Annotated in this window: 14 protein-coding genes and 1 pseudogene; 3 read left to right on the top strand and 12 right to left on the bottom strand. The window is 45.9% G+C overall.

Features of this window, described 5'->3' with window-relative positions; genetic code table 11:
- Positions 1-6 precede the first annotated feature (6 nt).
- Entirely contained in the window at positions 7-900 is an 894-nt protein-coding gene (locus NYE72_RS02750; protein ID WP_051490931.1) for a hypothetical protein, read from the bottom strand.
- A 239-nt stretch (positions 901-1139) separates the two neighbouring features.
- Here NYE72_RS02750 and NYE72_RS02745 point away from each other — a divergent pair, with 239 nt between their 5' ends.
- Entirely contained in the window at positions 1140-2027 is an 888-nt protein-coding gene (locus NYE72_RS02745) for a CHAD domain-containing protein (RefSeq protein ID WP_036676731.1), read from the top strand.
- 28 nt (positions 2028-2055) lie between these two features.
- Here the strand turns inward: NYE72_RS02745 and NYE72_RS02740 are convergent, their stop codons facing one another.
- The 7 genes from NYE72_RS02740 to NYE72_RS02710 form a co-directional block, all read right to left on the bottom strand.
- A complete protein-coding gene (locus NYE72_RS02740; RefSeq protein WP_036676729.1) occupies positions 2056-3267 on the bottom strand; it encodes a Ger(x)C family spore germination protein in 1212 nt (403 codons plus the stop codon).
- On the bottom strand, positions 3264-4355 hold the full coding sequence (locus NYE72_RS02735; RefSeq protein WP_038568559.1) for a GerAB/ArcD/ProY family transporter: 1092 nt from the start codon (positions 4353-4355) through the stop codon (positions 3264-3266). Before NYE72_RS02735 ends, NYE72_RS02740 begins: the two co-directional genes overlap by 4 nt.
- 27 nt (positions 4356-4382) lie before the next feature.
- Positions 4383-6128 carry a spore germination protein gene (locus NYE72_RS02730; protein WP_076103897.1) on the bottom strand — a complete coding sequence of 582 codons (1746 nt, stop codon included), beginning with the start codon at positions 6126-6128 and terminating at the stop codon, positions 4383-4385.
- A 111-nt stretch (positions 6129-6239) separates the two neighbouring features.
- Entirely contained in the window at positions 6240-6566 is a 327-nt protein-coding gene (locus NYE72_RS02725) for a thioredoxin domain-containing protein (protein ID WP_038568555.1), read from the bottom strand.
- 38 nt (positions 6567-6604) lie between these two features.
- The gene (locus tag NYE72_RS02720; protein WP_036676727.1) at positions 6605-6997 is read right to left on the bottom strand and encodes a MerR family transcriptional regulator; all 393 of its coding nucleotides are present in this window, start codon (positions 6995-6997) and stop codon (positions 6605-6607) included.
- 144 nt (positions 6998-7141) lie between these two features.
- Entirely contained in the window at positions 7142-7777 is a 636-nt protein-coding gene (locus NYE72_RS02715) for a ThuA domain-containing protein (protein WP_038568553.1), read from the bottom strand.
- 49 nt (positions 7778-7826) lie between these two features.
- A complete protein-coding gene (locus NYE72_RS02710; protein WP_036676722.1) occupies positions 7827-8549 on the bottom strand; it encodes an SDR family NAD(P)-dependent oxidoreductase in 723 nt (240 codons plus the stop codon).
- Positions 8550-8777: 228 nt separating this feature from the next.
- Between NYE72_RS02710 and ytxJ the strand changes: the two genes are divergently transcribed.
- Positions 8778-9104, top strand: a complete 327-nt coding sequence (ytxJ, locus tag NYE72_RS02705; RefSeq protein WP_038568551.1) for a bacillithiol system redox-active protein YtxJ — start codon at positions 8778-8780, stop codon at positions 9102-9104.
- Entirely contained in the window at positions 9101-9340 is a 240-nt protein-coding gene (locus NYE72_RS02700; RefSeq protein ID WP_036676715.1) for a glutaredoxin family protein, read from the top strand. The genes ytxJ and NYE72_RS02700 overlap by 4 nt, the downstream gene beginning before the upstream one ends.
- Positions 9341-9440: 100 nt before the next feature.
- Here NYE72_RS02700 and NYE72_RS02695 read toward each other — a convergent pair whose 3' ends face one another.
- From NYE72_RS02695 to kdpA, 4 genes and pseudogenes are all read right to left on the bottom strand, one after another.
- On the bottom strand, positions 9441-11765 hold the full coding sequence (locus tag NYE72_RS02695; RefSeq protein WP_038568549.1) for a histidine kinase: 2325 nt from the start codon (positions 11763-11765) through the stop codon (positions 9441-9443).
- Between the two features lie 103 nt (positions 11766-11868).
- Entirely contained in the window at positions 11869-12477 is a 609-nt protein-coding gene (gene kdpC, locus NYE72_RS02690; RefSeq protein WP_339212045.1) for a potassium-transporting ATPase subunit KdpC, read from the bottom strand.
- A 55-nt stretch (positions 12478-12532) separates the two neighbouring features.
- On the bottom strand, positions 12533-14566 hold the full coding sequence (gene kdpB / locus NYE72_RS02685; RefSeq protein WP_076101365.1) for a potassium-transporting ATPase subunit KdpB: 2034 nt from the start codon (positions 14564-14566) through the stop codon (positions 12533-12535).
- A gap of 16 nt (positions 14567-14582) precedes the next feature.
- Positions 14583-16258: pseudogene (gene kdpA / locus NYE72_RS02680) on the bottom strand (potassium-transporting ATPase subunit KdpA).
- Positions 16259-16418 lie beyond the last annotated feature (160 nt).

Raw genomic sequence — 16418 nt, 5'->3', positions numbered from 1 at the left:
TAGCCCTCAGGAATACCGCTCGCGAAGCACCCGCGTTGCATCGAGCACACGTGGATCATCATAGTCCAAGCTGTATCCTGTCTCTTGCTGCAAAATCCCGGATGGTCTAAGAGACACTCCCCGGTGAATTAAAGCCTGAATAATTCCCTCCACAAACACTGTCGCCACTTCAGGTCCACCGAGTTCACCAAGTCCAGCAATCGTCTCTGGACGAACCCGTGGATAAGCTAATGAGGAGTCTCCTCCGGAGGCTTGCGCATAGAAATCGCGGATTTGTTCACCGCGTTCTTGTCCCGAGCCAGAAACTACAACAAATGCATGTACAAAATAAGCATTATTCTGCCTACGCTGAGCGATCCCACAAAACTTCCGACCATTAATGGCCAGATCGAAATCACCCGGGCAGTAAGAACCAACAATCTCACCAGCCTCAATTTGCGCCGCAGCCTGTGGATGACTTATAGCAACCGCTTCCGTGATCAAAGCAGCCAAGAGCTTAAAGTCATCATGAAAGTCCAGCTTTCCACGTCCTTTGGGCAGAACTAGAGAAAAATTAACGATCCCTGAATCCAGAGGCACCGCAGCCCCGCCTGAATGCCTAACCGCCGTTCTAATCCCTTGCTCCTCAAGCATAAGCATCGCCTGAGCTGCACACGGTAGCTTACTGTCCCGAAGTCCAAGCGCCACACCACCAGAATGACTCCACAGATGTAAGCTAGGAGGTATAATGCCCGCTCCAACATCCCTGCATAAGGTTTCCTCAAAAGCGAATGGAACCAACATATCTTCTAGGCTCCCTGCTTCTGTATCTTTGCTCTCATCCTTTGCACTCAGATGTTGAAAGAGCCCCATTTCTGAAGGAAGTTTACTAATTATTGAATCATACTCACGAGTATCCACCAAAGCCCCTCTTTCCCGAATATGAGCCACGAGACCTGCTATTCTCTACCAGCTAAAGATCCAAGCCTATCCGTATAAATAATGATAGTAATATTGTAACCGATCTGTCTCTATGCTGTGAGTAGAGAATTGAAATGAGGTTATGATAACGCTATTCTTATAGTAAATGGACTTGCCCCAGAGCATAATAGGGGAAGCCCTAAATTCATGCTATCCCAAACGTTAAGGAGTGATGCTGCATGACAGGAGACAAGCTGACCAAAGAACGACAGCTAACCAAAACAAAGCAATGGGAACAAGCCCTTAACCACCTTTATATCAACTTTTGGGATTACAGCCATGACGCATTAAATAAATTCGCTGATGAAGATATCCACCAGGCAAGAGTGAACTGCCGTAAGCTGCTAAGTCTATTATCCATTCTTGATCCGCGGCACACTTCAGGCCTGTACCCTATTTTCAAAAAAGCGCAAAAGAGATTAGGTAAAGTGAGAGATGCAGATGTTCTAATAGAATCTTTTAAGAACAAGCGCAAGCAAGCGAAGGAGAACGGAGATTCTAAAACTGCAGACCTGTTAAAGGCAGTGATTGCTTACCAAAAGGACAAGCGCAAAACTTACCGCAAGAAGCTCACTAATGAGCTGCCTGAACTAATCAATGAAGGCCTCGAGGAAAAGTGGAAGACCTTCCTAAGCGAGCAGCTTGAAGCCCTAGTCGCAAAAAAGAATGTTAACGTTGTTATGCGTGAGCTTGAGATCGCTTATGAGCAGAAGAAAAAAACCTGTAAAGCTATTTTTCATGAAGACAATGCCGAATCTAAAGAAGCCTTCGACGCTTTGCACCAGCTAAGAATTGCCGCTAAGGAACTGCGCTATACCGCGAGTGCAGCCGATTTTGCGTTAAATCAGAAATTTCATGCGCATGAGGAGATCTATAAGGAGATTCAAGATCAACTTGGGCTGATTAACGACAAACGTCTGTGGCTAGAAACACTGAATGCTATTGGACGTGAAGAACTGGACATCGGTAAAAAAACATGGAATGCCTTCACATCTCAATTAAAGGATGAAGTGCTCGATGCACTGCATCAGAATGATGTCATTCCTATCCAGACACAAACGAAGTAGCTCCATGCAACATTGCAAATAGCCCTTTCTATTCAGCCGATGTATCTGATGCACCATACTCTTCAATATTCAGTTTCACTTCATAGGTAATCGGAATCTCGCTAAAGGTTTCATCCCAGTTATCCTCTACGCTCCGCCATACGGCTGGATGTTGAATACGCAAAGCGTTGCCGAAACCTGCAACCTCTGTATGCAGCTCCTTCTGCATTTTTTTCACAGTGACCTGAAGCATGTCTACGACATGCTTCTCTAGCACTGCTTTATCCTCCTTTACAATGCCGTCATGTAACTTCTTCGCACTCTTAGCAAAAGCCTCACCATATCTCCCCGTAGATTCTATTTTCACATGAAAGGAGATCTTCCCATCCTTCACAATAGCCTTATACTTGCTACCCAGGGATTTGATTTCATAGGTAATGAGCTTATTGTTAGACGGGTCGTATGCTTTGAGAGCACCCCCCTCTCCCTTTCCAGTCAGCCAGACCATTCCTTCCAGCTCCGATGCATCAAAAAAACCAACGAGTTTTCCCGTTTTCCCTTTAATTACGCCTGCTCCATCCAGCTTTGTCTCCTTCTCTTTTTCTAAAGATATTACATTCTGCAACATGAAACTTCTTTTACCATGCAAAGGACCCGCTACTTTAGCTATTGAAACTGGCTCCCATATCCTCGTGCTCCGACTTCTATTCACAAAAATCCCCTCTAATACAAATGAAGGGGTTTGGCCCGGCAGCGCATTTTCCAATACATCTCTGGCTTTTCCCTTGCTGACATATAGTAGAACACTGGGACGAATATCGTTATCCCTGCTAAAGAAATCAATTAACTCAGAAAACTTAGTAGAGCGTGCAAGCTTCTCACCGATCACAATGACCTTAAGGTGATGTCCGATCGGAGTACGTCTAGTACGCAGTGAAAGTGCCCGTAATGCTTCAAACATCGAATCACTTACTTCACTCATGTTATAGTAATTTCTGGTTGAGGATGGGGAAGCCCCAGACTTCATACCTGACCCTCCTGAGCCTTGAGGAATCGTAAACTGATAGGTACTCATTATTTGGGCAGGCATGGGATTCCCCCCACCTCCTTGCTGAGTTGCCTCCTCATCCCCTGTCTCCTCCGCACTGTCCAGGGCAACACCAATCTCCATACTCAACTCCTCAACAGGTGTGCTGCTCCAGCAACCGGTCAACAGAATACATAATATAAGAAATGTAATCGACACTCTCCACTTTTTCATGAAGCCGCCCTCCGGAAATGTGCGATGATTAACAGCGGCAATGGAATTAATCCAAATAAAACGATCATCCAATTCCCCACAACTGTCCCTAATGCAAACAGAGCATTCACATTTGGAGGCGTTCTGGAAACTACATAGGCTACTGGAAGTATAGCCAATAAGCAGCTATTAAATCGTTTATGAAATATTTGAGAAACTCCCAAAGCAGCAGCATAAATAGTGATGCAGAAGGTGCAGAAAATTTGCATAATCCAGATTACCAGCAGCAGCGATTCAAACCTCTCAAAAATAAGATAATTCACCTCAAAGCTTCTCACTAGATCAAGAAATGGCCAAGTTCTTGTGACCACTCCATCTATAGAAAACGCACCAATAGTCATTACAACGGCTAAAAGATAAAAGAACGTTGATATACATGATCCAGCAATAATTACCTTTACTGCTTTTTGTGGCTTATCCATAAAAGCAACAATGAACAGCATCGCTTCACCAGCAGTAAAAGTCAGAATGGTTGGCCTGATGCCCTTCCATACCGGTCCTAACCCATCTCCAAGAAAAGGCCGCAGATTATCGATATCAAAAACTTCAACACTAAGCAAACATACCCCAACAAAAACTGTCCATGCAATCGGAACAATCAACCTACACATGCTAGTTATGGCATTAAGCCCTCCTCTGCACAAATAGAAGGCTATCCAAATAAACACGGCAACAATAGCCCAAGGAGGGGTTCCCTCCAGCAGAAAAAAAGAGGTCACTTCCTGCACGGAACGTGCTTCAAAACTGGCTATGCACAGAAAATAAACAATCACTAATATAGAGAGAATCACTCCAAGTGGCTTGCCAATGATTTTCCCGCTAAATTGAAAGATGGTTTGACCTGGAAACCGTTGACTAAGCTTCACTATAATTAAACCTGTAAAAAGGGTAATCACTCCCCCTAAAAAAACGGAGATCCATACGTCTGGAGTCTCACTAGCCTCTACAATCGTCCGAGGAAGTGTAAGTATCCCTGCCGCAATAGTATAATTGGCTAATATGATCGTTGCTTGAACAGCAGTAATTCGGTCCTTAACCTCGGTACTCATAATTTCTTCCTCCTTTACCTAGACCCCTCACCCTTTGCGTCGGGGGTCCTTCGGCTTCAACAGCGTAGGGCGGCCTGTTAGAAATTGCAGTGGCATACGGAATATAAAATCTTTCCAATCCTTAATCTTATACGGTATGAACATGCCAAGATAAGGCATGCCAAAGCTTCTTAGCTTGATTAAATGGGCACTCAGGAAAAGGAAAAATAACACAACTCCATATAATCCAAAGACTGCTGCAGAAAACATAGCTACAAAACGGAGCGTGCGAAGTGTCATTCCAGCACTATACATAGGGATGGTGAAGGAAGAAATTGCTGTAACTGAAACAACGATGACTAGAATTGGACTCACAATTCCGGCTTCTACCGCGGCTTGACCGATGATTAGACCGCCAACAATCCCCATTGCAGGACCGATAGGTTTAGGCAGCCGGAGTCCAGCCTCCCGTAATATTTCGATTGAGGTCTCCATAATCAATGCTTCGATTAATACCGAAAAAGGTACACCTTGGCGGGAGCTGATGATTGAAATAGCCAACTTTGTCGGAATCAATCCTGGCTGAAAGGAGAGGAAGGAAATATATAGTGCCGGTGCAAACATTGATATCAATGCCGCGAGAAAACGCAGTAAGCGCACCAACGAACCCACCATCCACCGATCGTAATAATCCTCAGGTGATTGCAGCAGCATCCCGAAGGAAACTGGCATAATCAGAGCAAAGGGAGTGCCATCCAGTAAAATAGCTACTCTCCCTTCCAGTAGCGCTGCCATTACGCGGTCAGGTCTTTCCGTATTCTGAATCTGCTGGAATGGCGTGAAGCTATTATCTTCGATTAATTGCTCCACATAACCAGATTCTTGCACATCATCTATATCAATCGTCCTAATTCTTCGTTTGACTTCTTCGACAAGTTCATCATTCGCGATATCTTTGATATAAGTTAGAACCAAATCCTTCTTCATTCTCTTTCCTACAGTAAACGAAATCATCGCTAGCTCTGTGCTTTGCCCGTGCCTGCGCAGTAATGCTGTGTTGTCACTTAACGTCTCATTAAATCCGCTTCGTGATCCCCGCAAGACTGCCTCTGATTCAGGCTCCTCTATCCCTCTTGTGTTCCCCTTCGGGGTGCTGAGCACAATAGCCTCCGGTATCCCTTCCACTAGCAGCACTACAGAGCCGAACAACACCTTTTGAAGCGAGAGCTTCACATTATCCGTAAACTCAACTTCCGAAATAAGCACAATTTCATGAATGAGAATATCTTTTAGATCCTTTGCTTCCGGTATCGTATGGGGATCCTTAAAGACCTGATAAGCATCCATTAAAGGCTTCAGAATATTCCGATCCATTTTATCTTTATCCGTCAATCCATCTACAAATATAAGGGCCGCTTGCAGCTTTATACCTCCGATACGCAACTCCCGAAAACTCACATCATGCATATCTGTGCTCATCTCTTTAAATCGTTGCAAATCCTCCCGAAATTGACCGCTATAGCTTGCTCCTGTAGGACCTTCACTTAGATCAGCCGATCCATCTGGCTTAGCAACCTTTTTCGTGCCGTTAGTCCCTATAGATGTTTCTCCGTAAGGAACACCCCCGCCTATGCTGCCGGCAGCTTTTTTTGCTCTAGTACTTATCGTATCTTCCTTTGCCCTAGCCCAACTCGTCGTACGAATTAGAATAAACGGAACGAAAAAGATCATAAAACCTTGGAAAATTACGCTCCATTTAGGAATTAGCTCTAAAATACTACCCCACACCCTCATCACCTCCTTTATAGCTGTGTTCGTATTTTTTACCGAAGATGGTTAATTCATGCACAAAAAGAAGACCCCACAATATGGAGTCTCCCTAATTTCATCTTTATATTTATTGCCTTATGCTTGGAGAACCTTGTTCAGTATGCCTTGGTAGGCTGCTTTCGGACGCAGACCGACCAGCTTTTCTATAGGCTGTCCCTCTTTATATACAATGACAGTAGGCATCCCCATAACACCAGCTTCCCCAGCAAGATCCGGAAGTTCATCACAATTCACCTTTACAATAGAAACATCGTCTCCATATTCCTGGTGAAGATCTTCCAGAAGAGGCAACAGCACCTTACAAGGGGGGCACCATGGCGCACCATAATCCACCAGCACGGTTCCTCCACCACGTATTTCTTCCCGCACCCAATCCGCGCTATCGGCATTTATAATTGACATTTGCCATTCCTCCTCATATTTTCCAGCACCAGCAGTACCTATTCCAAGTTCTCCAGTGTACACGCGCCCAACTTGCTCTCATCCTGCTCCTGCAAGATAGATGCCATTCGTTCTTCCAAATTCCTCTTGATCTGATTTAGCTCTACAAGCTGACGTTCAATATCCTCCAGTTTACTGCGGTATAGTGGCATCACTTCTGCGCAGAAGGCTTCTTTGTTCTTCAACACACAATGTAGAAAGCCCGCGATCTGCTCTGTCGACAGACCCAGGTTCAAATATAGTTTAATCGTTTCTACCGTCTCTACAGCAAGTAAAGAGTACTCCCGATATCCATTGGCCTGACGGATCGGCGAGATTAATCCCTGACTCTCATAGTAACGAAGTGAACGGACGCTTACGCCCGTCAGTTTAGCAAGCTCACCTATTTTCATAGCATTCTCCCCGGGGTTCATGAGAATTGTTCTACACCAGTATAAACCCTGACACCAATGTTAGAGTCAACAAAAAAATCCAACCGCAGTTAACCCGCAGTTGGACTCGTGTTTTATGTTACAACAGGTATATCCGCTTATATCCTACAATAATCCCGCCGCCCAAAGTCCACCTCTACGAATCATCTGGCGAAAAGGCTCTACGGAAAATGACGGCAAATGATGACCAGGCATTAAATAAACAACCCGGCCTAGACCAAATTCATGGCACCAAGCCGCCTGCCTCATTGCCCCATCATGAGGATATTCCATAAGCACAGTTGTTTCGAAATAGGGATGCTGCTCAAAATAATAAGGCTCATCATCGATCACAAATTCTTCGATTCCCTGCATAATGGGATGCTCCCCTGCCGGTATGGACATCTGGAGCGAAGTGAATTCTGGATGATGAGTGAAATGAGCTCCCAGCATGGCGCCTAGCTCCTGATTACGCTGTAAGGAGATTCCGTTATGTACCACTAGTAATCCGCCACCATTAGCCACATAGGAGAGCAATGCGCTGCTTTGTTCCGCCGGTATTTTATCATCGGAGAATTCGGTATAGGAGATTACCAGCTTGTAGTCAGATAATGTTTCTTTATTAAGCAGCCCGTAATCTTCCGAGGAGATTACCTGTAGATCATTGGCAAATATCTGCTCAATCTCCCGGTCTACTCCCGCAAATGGGTGATATTTAACCTCCGAATAACTTCCGAGTGCCAGTGCTTTTAGTGTAGACATCCTATCATCGCCTTTCTTCGTGTACTTTTTTTGATTACGGGAAACCCCTCTACCAAGGCCATGTATTGCCATCCACATCAAGATAGGCCGGCTCATCCCCTAGATATTTTTTATACTCCATAACCTGACTTATAATCTGATCTGCGGACACATCAGGTGAAATATCCGCTTGCTCATTTTTTTCGCCATGCATATAAGTCTTCATCCAGCCGGGGTGAAACACCATCACTTGACCCCCAAGCGTCTTTAGATGATTGTGCATCAGGGAGGACTGCATATTCAGTGCCGCTTTAGACATGCAGTAGCCGTACATATTAATACGCTTATTTCTGCCAATGCTGCCCGCTTCCGAAGAAATATTAACAATTAATTTATCCTTACTTTGCAATAATAGGCCCATAAGTGCATTGCTGACTCTCAACGCGCCTAGCGTATTCACATTATAAATCTCTGCCATGCCCTCATCATCCATATCCACCAGCATCGTAGCATCATCTGCGGAATGAATAATTCCGGCATTATTAATAAGAATATCAACATGCCCAGTTCTGCTGGCGATAGCCCTTGCTGCCTGCTTTACACTATCCTTACTACCAATATCGAGTGGAATAAGTTCCAGCTGTTCCGGATACTCTTCTTGAAGCGCTTTCAATTCATCTGCGTCTCTCATGTATTGTCCAGCAAATACTGAGAACTGTTTCTCTAAAAGAGAGTGTACAAGAGACAATCCAAGACCCCGATCAGCTCCAGTCACACATGCGACTCTGTTCATTCTTATCAACACTCCTACCTAGTAAGGATTATTGAAGCAAGTTGTCTTGCTTTCACCTTAGCATGCCGTCCCCTTTTTTTCAACGCGCTAAAATGAGGGTTTGGTCATCCTTGGATTAGCTGCTCCAGAATCCTTTTTGTTTTAAATTTAATATATGTTACAATCATGATTACAGGTTGTTAACAACACAATGGTTAGTAAAATAACGATCCCAGGAGGGTGATATCTATGTCTATTCAACAACTTCATACATTGGAAGATCTTAAGCAGTATGTGGCTAAACCTGGCAAAAAACTGCTGTTCAAACACAGCACTACCTGCCCGATTAGCGCCAAAGCTAATGAAGAATTCCAGGCTTATCTAAAGGATGCGGATACTGCAGCAGCAGTAGTTCTAGTCATCGAGGATCGTCCAGTTTCCAATCAAATTGCCGAGGATTTCGGGATTAAGCATGAATCTCCACAGCTCTTCCTGCTTGAGGATAATGAGGTTCGCTGGAACACTTCCCACTGGAAGATCACAAGAGATGCTATCAAAGAGGCTGTGAACCAATGAGCCAGCAAGTGATTGTTTATTCAACAGCAGGCTGCAGCGATTGTAATCTGGTCAAACAATATCTTACGGAGCAAGGTATCCCTTTTGAAGTAAGAGATGTTATGACTAGCACAGTCTATCAAGAGGAAGTCGAAAAGCTTGGTTTCATGGGTGTTCCTGTTACTGTAGCAGGGGATCATGCCACCAAAGGATTCAATCTTCCCGAGCTGAAAGCACTCATCGAAGCGGCCCAGTAATTCATCCGGTTAATTATTTAGCACTTGATATATGCATACCAAAAAAGGGTATTCCAACAGCCACTTGGCTAGGAATCCCCTTTTTTCATTGTTCTAAAGCTTAAGGTTCCTCACGCATAAGATTTGCCACGACCAGTACATCTACATTTCTGGCCGAACGCAGAATCTGCTTAGTGACATCCCCACGCAGCCATTTACGTACCCAGGAGCGTTGAGATTGACCGATAATAATCTGTGTGCTCTGTAAGGCTTGAGACCTTTCAAGCAGCAAGGAAGACACTCGTGCCGGGAGCACGTTAGGAATCATCTTAAACGTTCCACCCAGTCGTTCCGTCAATTCTTTCAAATCATTAATTCGTTTATCGTAAGAAGGCCCGCTCTGCTTATATTCCTGTACGTACGTAACATACCAGCAAGCTTTTAGACGATAGGCAATCCGAAAACCTCGCCGAATCAGACGTTCCGCATGATCTCCTAAGGTGATGCACACATAGATCACTTCCTGCCGCCGCCAAGGTCCCCGCAGCGACCCGACACGTTCCCAGGCCTCCAGACGTTCATCCACATCATCAGCAATTTCCCGCAGCGCCAGTTCACGGAGGGCGATTAGATTGCCGATTTTGAAAAAAGCCCCCAGCGCCTGATCCACTTTGGTCATCGCATATATTTTCCCATCCTTCATCCGCTCTTGCAGTGTTTTAGGAGATACATCGATAAGTTCAACCTCGTCGGCCCGTTGCAGAATGCTGTCTGGGAAAGTCTCTCTAACTCTAACTCCGGTAATTTGTTCTACAGCATCATTCAAGCTTTCTAAGTGCTGAACATTCACTGTGGAGATTACAGAGATCCCTGCATCCAATAACTCCATAACATCCATATACCGCTTCTTATGTTTGCTGCCCGGCATATTGGTATGTGCCAGTTCATCTACCAGTACGACCTCCGGATTACGCTTAATGATAGCTGCCGTATCCATTTCCTCAAGGACAGTCCCCCGATAGTCAATACTCAGTCGCGGAAGGATCTCCAGCTCACCGATCTGTTCAAGGGTTTCTTTACGTCCATGCGTTTCTAGTAATCCAATAACAACATCGATCCCTCTCTTTAAGAGATCATTTCCTTCTCGCAGCATCTTATAAGTCTTGCCCACTCCGGGAGCAGCACCAATGTACACTTTAAATGTGCCCCCACGAATGGCATCGATTTTATCCTTTACTTCCTGACTGCTTAATCTGTGATAGGCATCGGCTTTCCGCTCATTTCGGCTCTGCCGGGTAGGAAGAACGCGTTCTCCCTCACGCTCAGCACGATCAGCCACGAAAAACACATCTACTCCGCGGATTTGCTTTAACAATGAGTTAGCAATCGAACCCTTCCACAGCTCCTGCCACGCCGTTTGCTTGGAGTGTCCCATAACGATACGGGTAATATTATGCTGGATGGCGTATTTCACTAGTAGTCCTGGAATCTCCCTCTTCGAGCGAAAAGAAATCTCCTCCATCGAGGCCCCAATCTTCTCAGTCAGCTTCCATAGGGATCGCTTGAAGGTTGCTGCTTCCTTAGAGGGCGTCAGGCCCTGCTTCCAGAAGGATACCACCGCCAGATCTCCGTTTAACCGTTTAGCGATTTGCTGTCCACGGCGGATATGAATCGAGCCATTCCAATAATACTGTGCGGACACCAACACTTTTTCGGCAATCCCCGAAGCTCCCAGCAACCCTTGCTCCTCCCGATGCTTCTCCAGCGAACCATTAACATCCTCCGCTACCATTCTCAGCGCCAGCTCCCGCAGCTTGCTTAGATTCCCTTTGTTAAAAAGCGATGTCCGCTGCTTCTTGCCCAAATGTCCTTCGGACAAACGTTGAAGTATCTTTTCCGGAGTCACATCAATTAGAACGATATCATCTGCAAGGGTGAGCACTTCCGCAGGCAAGGAATACTCCACCTCAATCCCCGTCCACTTTCGCGCTAGATCTGCTGCGCCCTCCAGCTCGTATACGTTTACAGTTGTGATGACACTAATTCCACAACCCAATAAATATTTGATATCCTCCAGCCTAGTTGATCTCTCCGCACCCTCGCGATTATGATGAGCCAATCCATCGGTCAGTACAACCTCTGGATTACGCGCCACAATGGCCTCCACGTCCAGATCCTTCTTCTCGATCTCCTTCTGAAACCAATGAATACTTGGAATCCGTTCCAAGTCACCCAGCTGATCCCTTGTTTCTGGACTCTGGTTGGTTGAAACCGCACAGATTACAACATCGATGCCCTGTGCTTTCAGCGCCTGCCCCTCACGCAGCATCTGATAGGTCTTGCCTGATCCACTGACCGGACCTATATAGATCTTCAGGCGTCCACGATGCAGCTCATAGATAGAGAGCAGCAGTTCCTCCGGCGTCTTCCTCCGATATGTTCCCATCAAGACCACTCCTTAATAACCCGTTCATCCATTCACTCTTCTATGCCAAAAGCAAGATATCCCTGACCCAGTTTGAACAATCGGGCAGGGATATTAGCTATATTTATTTGTTCGTTAATTTCTGGAGCTCCATATTCAGCTTCAGAACATTTACCCGTTCTTCACCAAACAGCCCTAGATCACGACCTTCGGTCTGCTTATTCACTAGCTCTTCCAGCTGCGTGGCTGGAATCCCGGTCAAATTACTGATCCGGGGAATCTGCACAATTGCCGATGCAGGAGTGATATGCGGATCAAGACCTGAACCTGAGTTGGTTACTAAATCAACCGGCAGCTTGTTTACAGGCACATCCGGATTATCCAGCTGCCACTGTGTGATGGAATCCTTCGTCCGCTGCAGCATATCGGGGTTGGATGGGCCATAGTTGTTGGAGCCTGAAGCTTCCGCTTTATAATCAATGCTGGATACACGTCCATGGAATAATGCCGGGTCCGTAAAGCTCTGCCCGATGAGTTCTGAACCCACTACTACTCCAGCGTCATTCTTCAGCTGACTGCCGTTCGCTTGCGATGGCATCAGAACTTGAGCAATCGCTGTAGTAGTCAGAGGATAAATCACTCCGCAGAGAACAACAAACACTAGACATAGCCGTAATATGATAAAGAAATTAGCACCCTTCGATGGTGACAACTGTTCTTCAGCGTCCGCAATCGATTTTCTGTTATTCACGATGCTCTCACCCTTTCAATGATTAGTTAATCCGTTGTTATATCCATACACTTACGAGCAAATCAATAAGTTTGATGCCCGCAAAAGGAACGACTACTCCACCTAAACCATAGATAAAAATATTACGTCCCAGCAGCTTCGTAGAACTCATCGCTTTATACGAGACACCTTTCATAGCCAATGGGATCAGCAGCGGAATAATAATCGCATTAAATATTAATGCAGATATAATTGCCGAGCTAGGTGAACCCAATCCCATGACATTCAGGGCTTCCATTTCAGGAATAGCGAGCATGAACATTGCCGGAATAATTGCGAAGTATTTAGCGATATCATTCGCAATACTGAACGTTGTCAACGCGCCCCGCGTCATCAGTAGCTGTTTACCAATAGCTACAACCTCAATGATCTTCGAGGGATCGGAGTCCAGATCAACCATATTTGCTGCTTCCTTAGCGGCTGTGGTCCCGCTGTTCATCGCTAAGCCCACATCAGCTTGGGCGAGGGCAGGTGCGTCATTCGTACCATCACCAGTCATTGCCACCAGCTTGCCTTCGTTCTGCTCGCGGCGGATAACCGCTATTTTATCCTCAGGTGTACTCTCTGCAATAAAATCATCTACCCCTGCTTCACGGGCAATAGTAGCTGCGGTCAGCGGATTGTCCCCTGTACACATGATAGTCTTGATTCCCATTTTTCGCAGCTCATCAAACCGCTCTTTCATGCCTGGCTTAACTGTATCCTTTAAGTAAATAAGTCCATAAATCCGGTTGTCTACCGCAACAGCAAGCGGGGTCCCCCCCATTCGAGCGATAGCATCGGAATTACTGTCGAGGTTCGCGGGAATGACTCCGCCCTTCGACTGTACCCATTTCTTCACGGAATCGACTGCCCCTTTACGAACAGATCGTCCATCACGCAGATCTATACCACTCATCCGGGTCTCAGCCTTAAACTCTACGAGCTCTCCGCCTTCAGCAAGTTTGCTGTCATAGCTGCGTTCCAGCTTCTTAGCCAGCTCAATAACAGAACGTCCTTCCGGAGTCTCATCCTTTAGCGAACTAATAGCTGCCCAAGCCGTAAGCTCAGCTTCCGTTTCATCTCCAACTGGCACAAAATCACTCGCCATCCGGTTTCCGAAAGTAATCGTACCGGTCTTATCTAGAATCATTGTATTAATGTCGCCGGCAGCTTCAACGGCCTTCCCTGACATAGCAAGGACATTAAACTGTGTGACGCGGTCCATCCCTGCTATCCCGATAGCGGAGAGCAGTCCCCCGATTGTGGTCGGGATCAGACAGACCAGCAAGGCGATCATAACAGGAATATCTAGATCAACGCCCAGGTAAGTCGCAATAGGCCGCAAGGTCACTACTACAATCAGGAAAATCAACGTCAGACTGATCAAGAGTGTATTTAGTGCAATTTCATTGGGTGTCTTCTGACGTTTCGCCCCTTCAACGAGGGAGATCATCCGATCCAAGAATGACTCACCGGGATCACTGGTAATTTTGACTTTAATCTCATCACTAACTACCCGGGTGCCGCCTGTGACTGAGCCGAAATCTCCGCCGGCTTCCTTAATAACAGGTGCAGATTCACCTGTAATTGCCGATTCATCTACGGAGGCCAGCCCTTCAATCACTTCACCATCGCCAGGGATAAGTTCTCCCTGACTGACGATCACGATATCTCCTTTCCGCAGCTCGGAGGAAGAAACGGTCTTCACAGACCCTCCAACGAGCTTATTAGCTGTGATATCCTGTTTCGTTTTCTTAAGCGAATCCGCCTGGGCCTTCCCGCGGCCTTCAGCCAGCGCTTCAGCGAAGTTGGCAAACAGCACTGTGAATAACAGAATGAACAACACCGTGATATTGAAGCCTACCGATTTCTCTGCATTAAAATATCCGGGGGCCAGTACCATAAGCAATACAATAATCGTGCCGATTTCGACTACGAACATGACCGGATTTTTGATTAACGTCACCGGGTTAAGCTTAATAAAGCTATCCTTTACAGCGCTTAGGAGTATGGGTCCCGTCAGCAGCTTTTTTCTTTTTACAGTACTCATCTTGTTCTCCCTCTTCCTACCGTAAGGTCAAATATTCTGCAATCGGGCCGAGCACAATGACCGGCAGAAACGTCAGCGCACCGATAATCACTACCGTACCAATCAGAATTCCGGTGAACAGACCATTGTCTGTGCGGAATGTGCCAATCGTCTCAGGAACCGGCTTCTTCTGGATCAGTGAACCTGCAACTGCCAGCATTGCGATTATAGAGACATAACGGCCAAGCAGCATTACGATCCCGGTTGTAACATTCCAAAAGGTGGTATTGTCCGCAAGCCCTTCAAATCCTGAACCATTGTTCGCGGCAGAAGAGACATATTCATATAACACTTGGCTAAGTCCATGGAATCCGGGATTCGTGATGGAACCGTTGCCCAAGTCCGTTAAGACGCACCTGCTGTTGGTACAAGGATAATGAACGGATGCACAAGGATAGCAATCGCAATCAGCTTCATCTCCTTGGCTTCTATCTTTCGCCCGAGAAACTCTGGTGTTCTGCCAACCATTAGTCCACATAAGAAGACGCCCATGATGGCATACATCAGCATATTGATTAGTCCTACACCTTTTCCCCCGAAGACGTTATTGAGCATCATTAGGGCCAGAGGGGTAATGCCACCCAGCGGTGTCAGCGTATCATGCATATTGTTAACACTACCTGTCGTAGCTGCCGTTGTTACCGAAGTGAACAGAGAAGATTGCGGGATCCCAAAACGTACCTCTTTACCTTCCATGCTGCCTTGCGAAGACTCGATCCCCAGCGCATTAATAGCGGGATTCCCTTTAGTTTCCGCATAATAATTCAGCCCCAGCAGCAGAACGAACAAGGTCATCATTGCTGTGAAAATCACCCAGCCCTGACGTTTGTTCTTAGCGAACAACCCGTACATATATGGCAAAGAGGCTGGCAACATCCACATAGAGAGAATCTCCAGAACGTTCGTAAGTGGATTAGGGTTCTCAAAAGGATGCGCTGAATTGGCTCCGAAGAAGCCGCCACCATTCGTACCTAAGTGTTTAATTGACTCCAAAGAAGCGACTGGACCGATAGCGATTTGTTGCGTCTGCCCTTCGAGTGTAGTGACCTCAAGCGATGGCTTGAGCGTTTGTGGCACATGCAATCCTACCAGCACCAATGAAACTAGCAGAGCTAATGGAATGAATACACGAATATGTGCTTTTACGAAGTCCTCAAAAAAATTTCCGACTGATTTCTGTCCTGTAATCCCTCTGACAAAAGCAACCGCAACAGAAAATCCGTTCGCTGCAGACGTGAACATCATCATCGTGATGACTGCCATTTGTGAAAAATACGATAGTCCCGTCTCCCCGCTATAATGCTGCAGGTTCGTATTGGTCATAAAGCTGATCACCGTATTTAATGAAAGCGTCTGTTCCATATCGGCAATTCCATTCGGGTTCAGCGGCAATCCCCGCTGTAATCTTAGAAAAATATAACTGAAAGCAACCAGTACGATATTAGTTAAAACAAAGCTGAGTGCATACTTCTTCCAGGACATTCCGTCCCGTTTTTTCAGGCCGATCAGCTTATAAATACCTTTCTCTGTGCCTGCAAACCAGCGATCCGTACGATTCGGTTCGTTAGAAAATACATGATATAAATACGTCCCCATCGGCTTGACCAACAAGATGAGAATTACAATTACGACGACTATTTGCAAAATGCCCATGAATGCCCCTCCTTAAAATTTCTCAGGATGAATCAACGCGTAAACCAGATATATAAACAACAGTAGGGTAACAGCGATTACTAGAATCACAGCTTATCCCTCCCCGTATCCTCAACTACACCTGCGCACCAGCGCATAAAGCCATAAAATAACCCGTAAA

Origin of the sequence: Paenibacillus sp. FSL L8-0333 (assembly GCF_037965665.1) — a bacterium.
Taxonomy (GTDB): Bacteria; Bacillota; Bacilli; order Paenibacillales; family Paenibacillaceae; genus Paenibacillus_AQ; species Paenibacillus_AQ odorifer.
Note: the sequence above shows the minus strand (reverse complement) of the source record. Positions and strands in the feature narration are given on the sequence as shown.

Coding starts and splice junctions, on each gene's coding strand:
- NYE72_RS02700 (WP_036676715.1), top strand. CDS start 9,101: ATGAGCCAGCAAGTGATTGTTTATTCAACAGCAGGCTGCAGCGATTGT.
- kdpB (WP_076101365.1), bottom strand. CDS start 14,566: ATGAGTACTGTAAAAAGAAAAAAGCTGCTGACGGGACCCATACTCCTA.
- ytxJ (WP_038568551.1), top strand. CDS start 8,778: ATGTCTATTCAACAACTTCATACATTGGAAGATCTTAAGCAGTATGTG.
- NYE72_RS02715 (WP_038568553.1), bottom strand. CDS start 7,777: ATGTCTACACTAAAAGCACTGGCACTCGGAAGTTATTCGGAGGTTAAA.
- NYE72_RS02740 (WP_036676729.1), bottom strand. CDS start 3,267: ATGAAAAAGTGGAGAGTGTCGATTACATTTCTTATATTATGTATTCTG.
- NYE72_RS02745 (WP_036676731.1), top strand. CDS start 1,140: ATGACAGGAGACAAGCTGACCAAAGAACGACAGCTAACCAAAACAAAG.
- NYE72_RS02710 (WP_036676722.1), bottom strand. CDS start 8,549: ATGAACAGAGTCGCATGTGTGACTGGAGCTGATCGGGGTCTTGGATTG.
- NYE72_RS02695 (WP_038568549.1), bottom strand. CDS start 11,765: ATGGGAACATATCGGAGGAAGACGCCGGAGGAACTGCTGCTCTCTATC.
- NYE72_RS02720 (WP_036676727.1), bottom strand. CDS start 6,997: ATGAAAATAGGTGAGCTTGCTAAACTGACGGGCGTAAGCGTCCGTTCA.
- NYE72_RS02735 (WP_038568559.1), bottom strand. CDS start 4,355: ATGAGTACCGAGGTTAAGGACCGAATTACTGCTGTTCAAGCAACGATC.
- NYE72_RS02730 (WP_076103897.1), bottom strand. CDS start 6,128: ATGAGGGTGTGGGGTAGTATTTTAGAGCTAATTCCTAAATGGAGCGTA.
- NYE72_RS02725 (WP_038568555.1), bottom strand. CDS start 6,566: ATGTCAATTATAAATGCCGATAGCGCGGATTGGGTGCGGGAAGAAATA.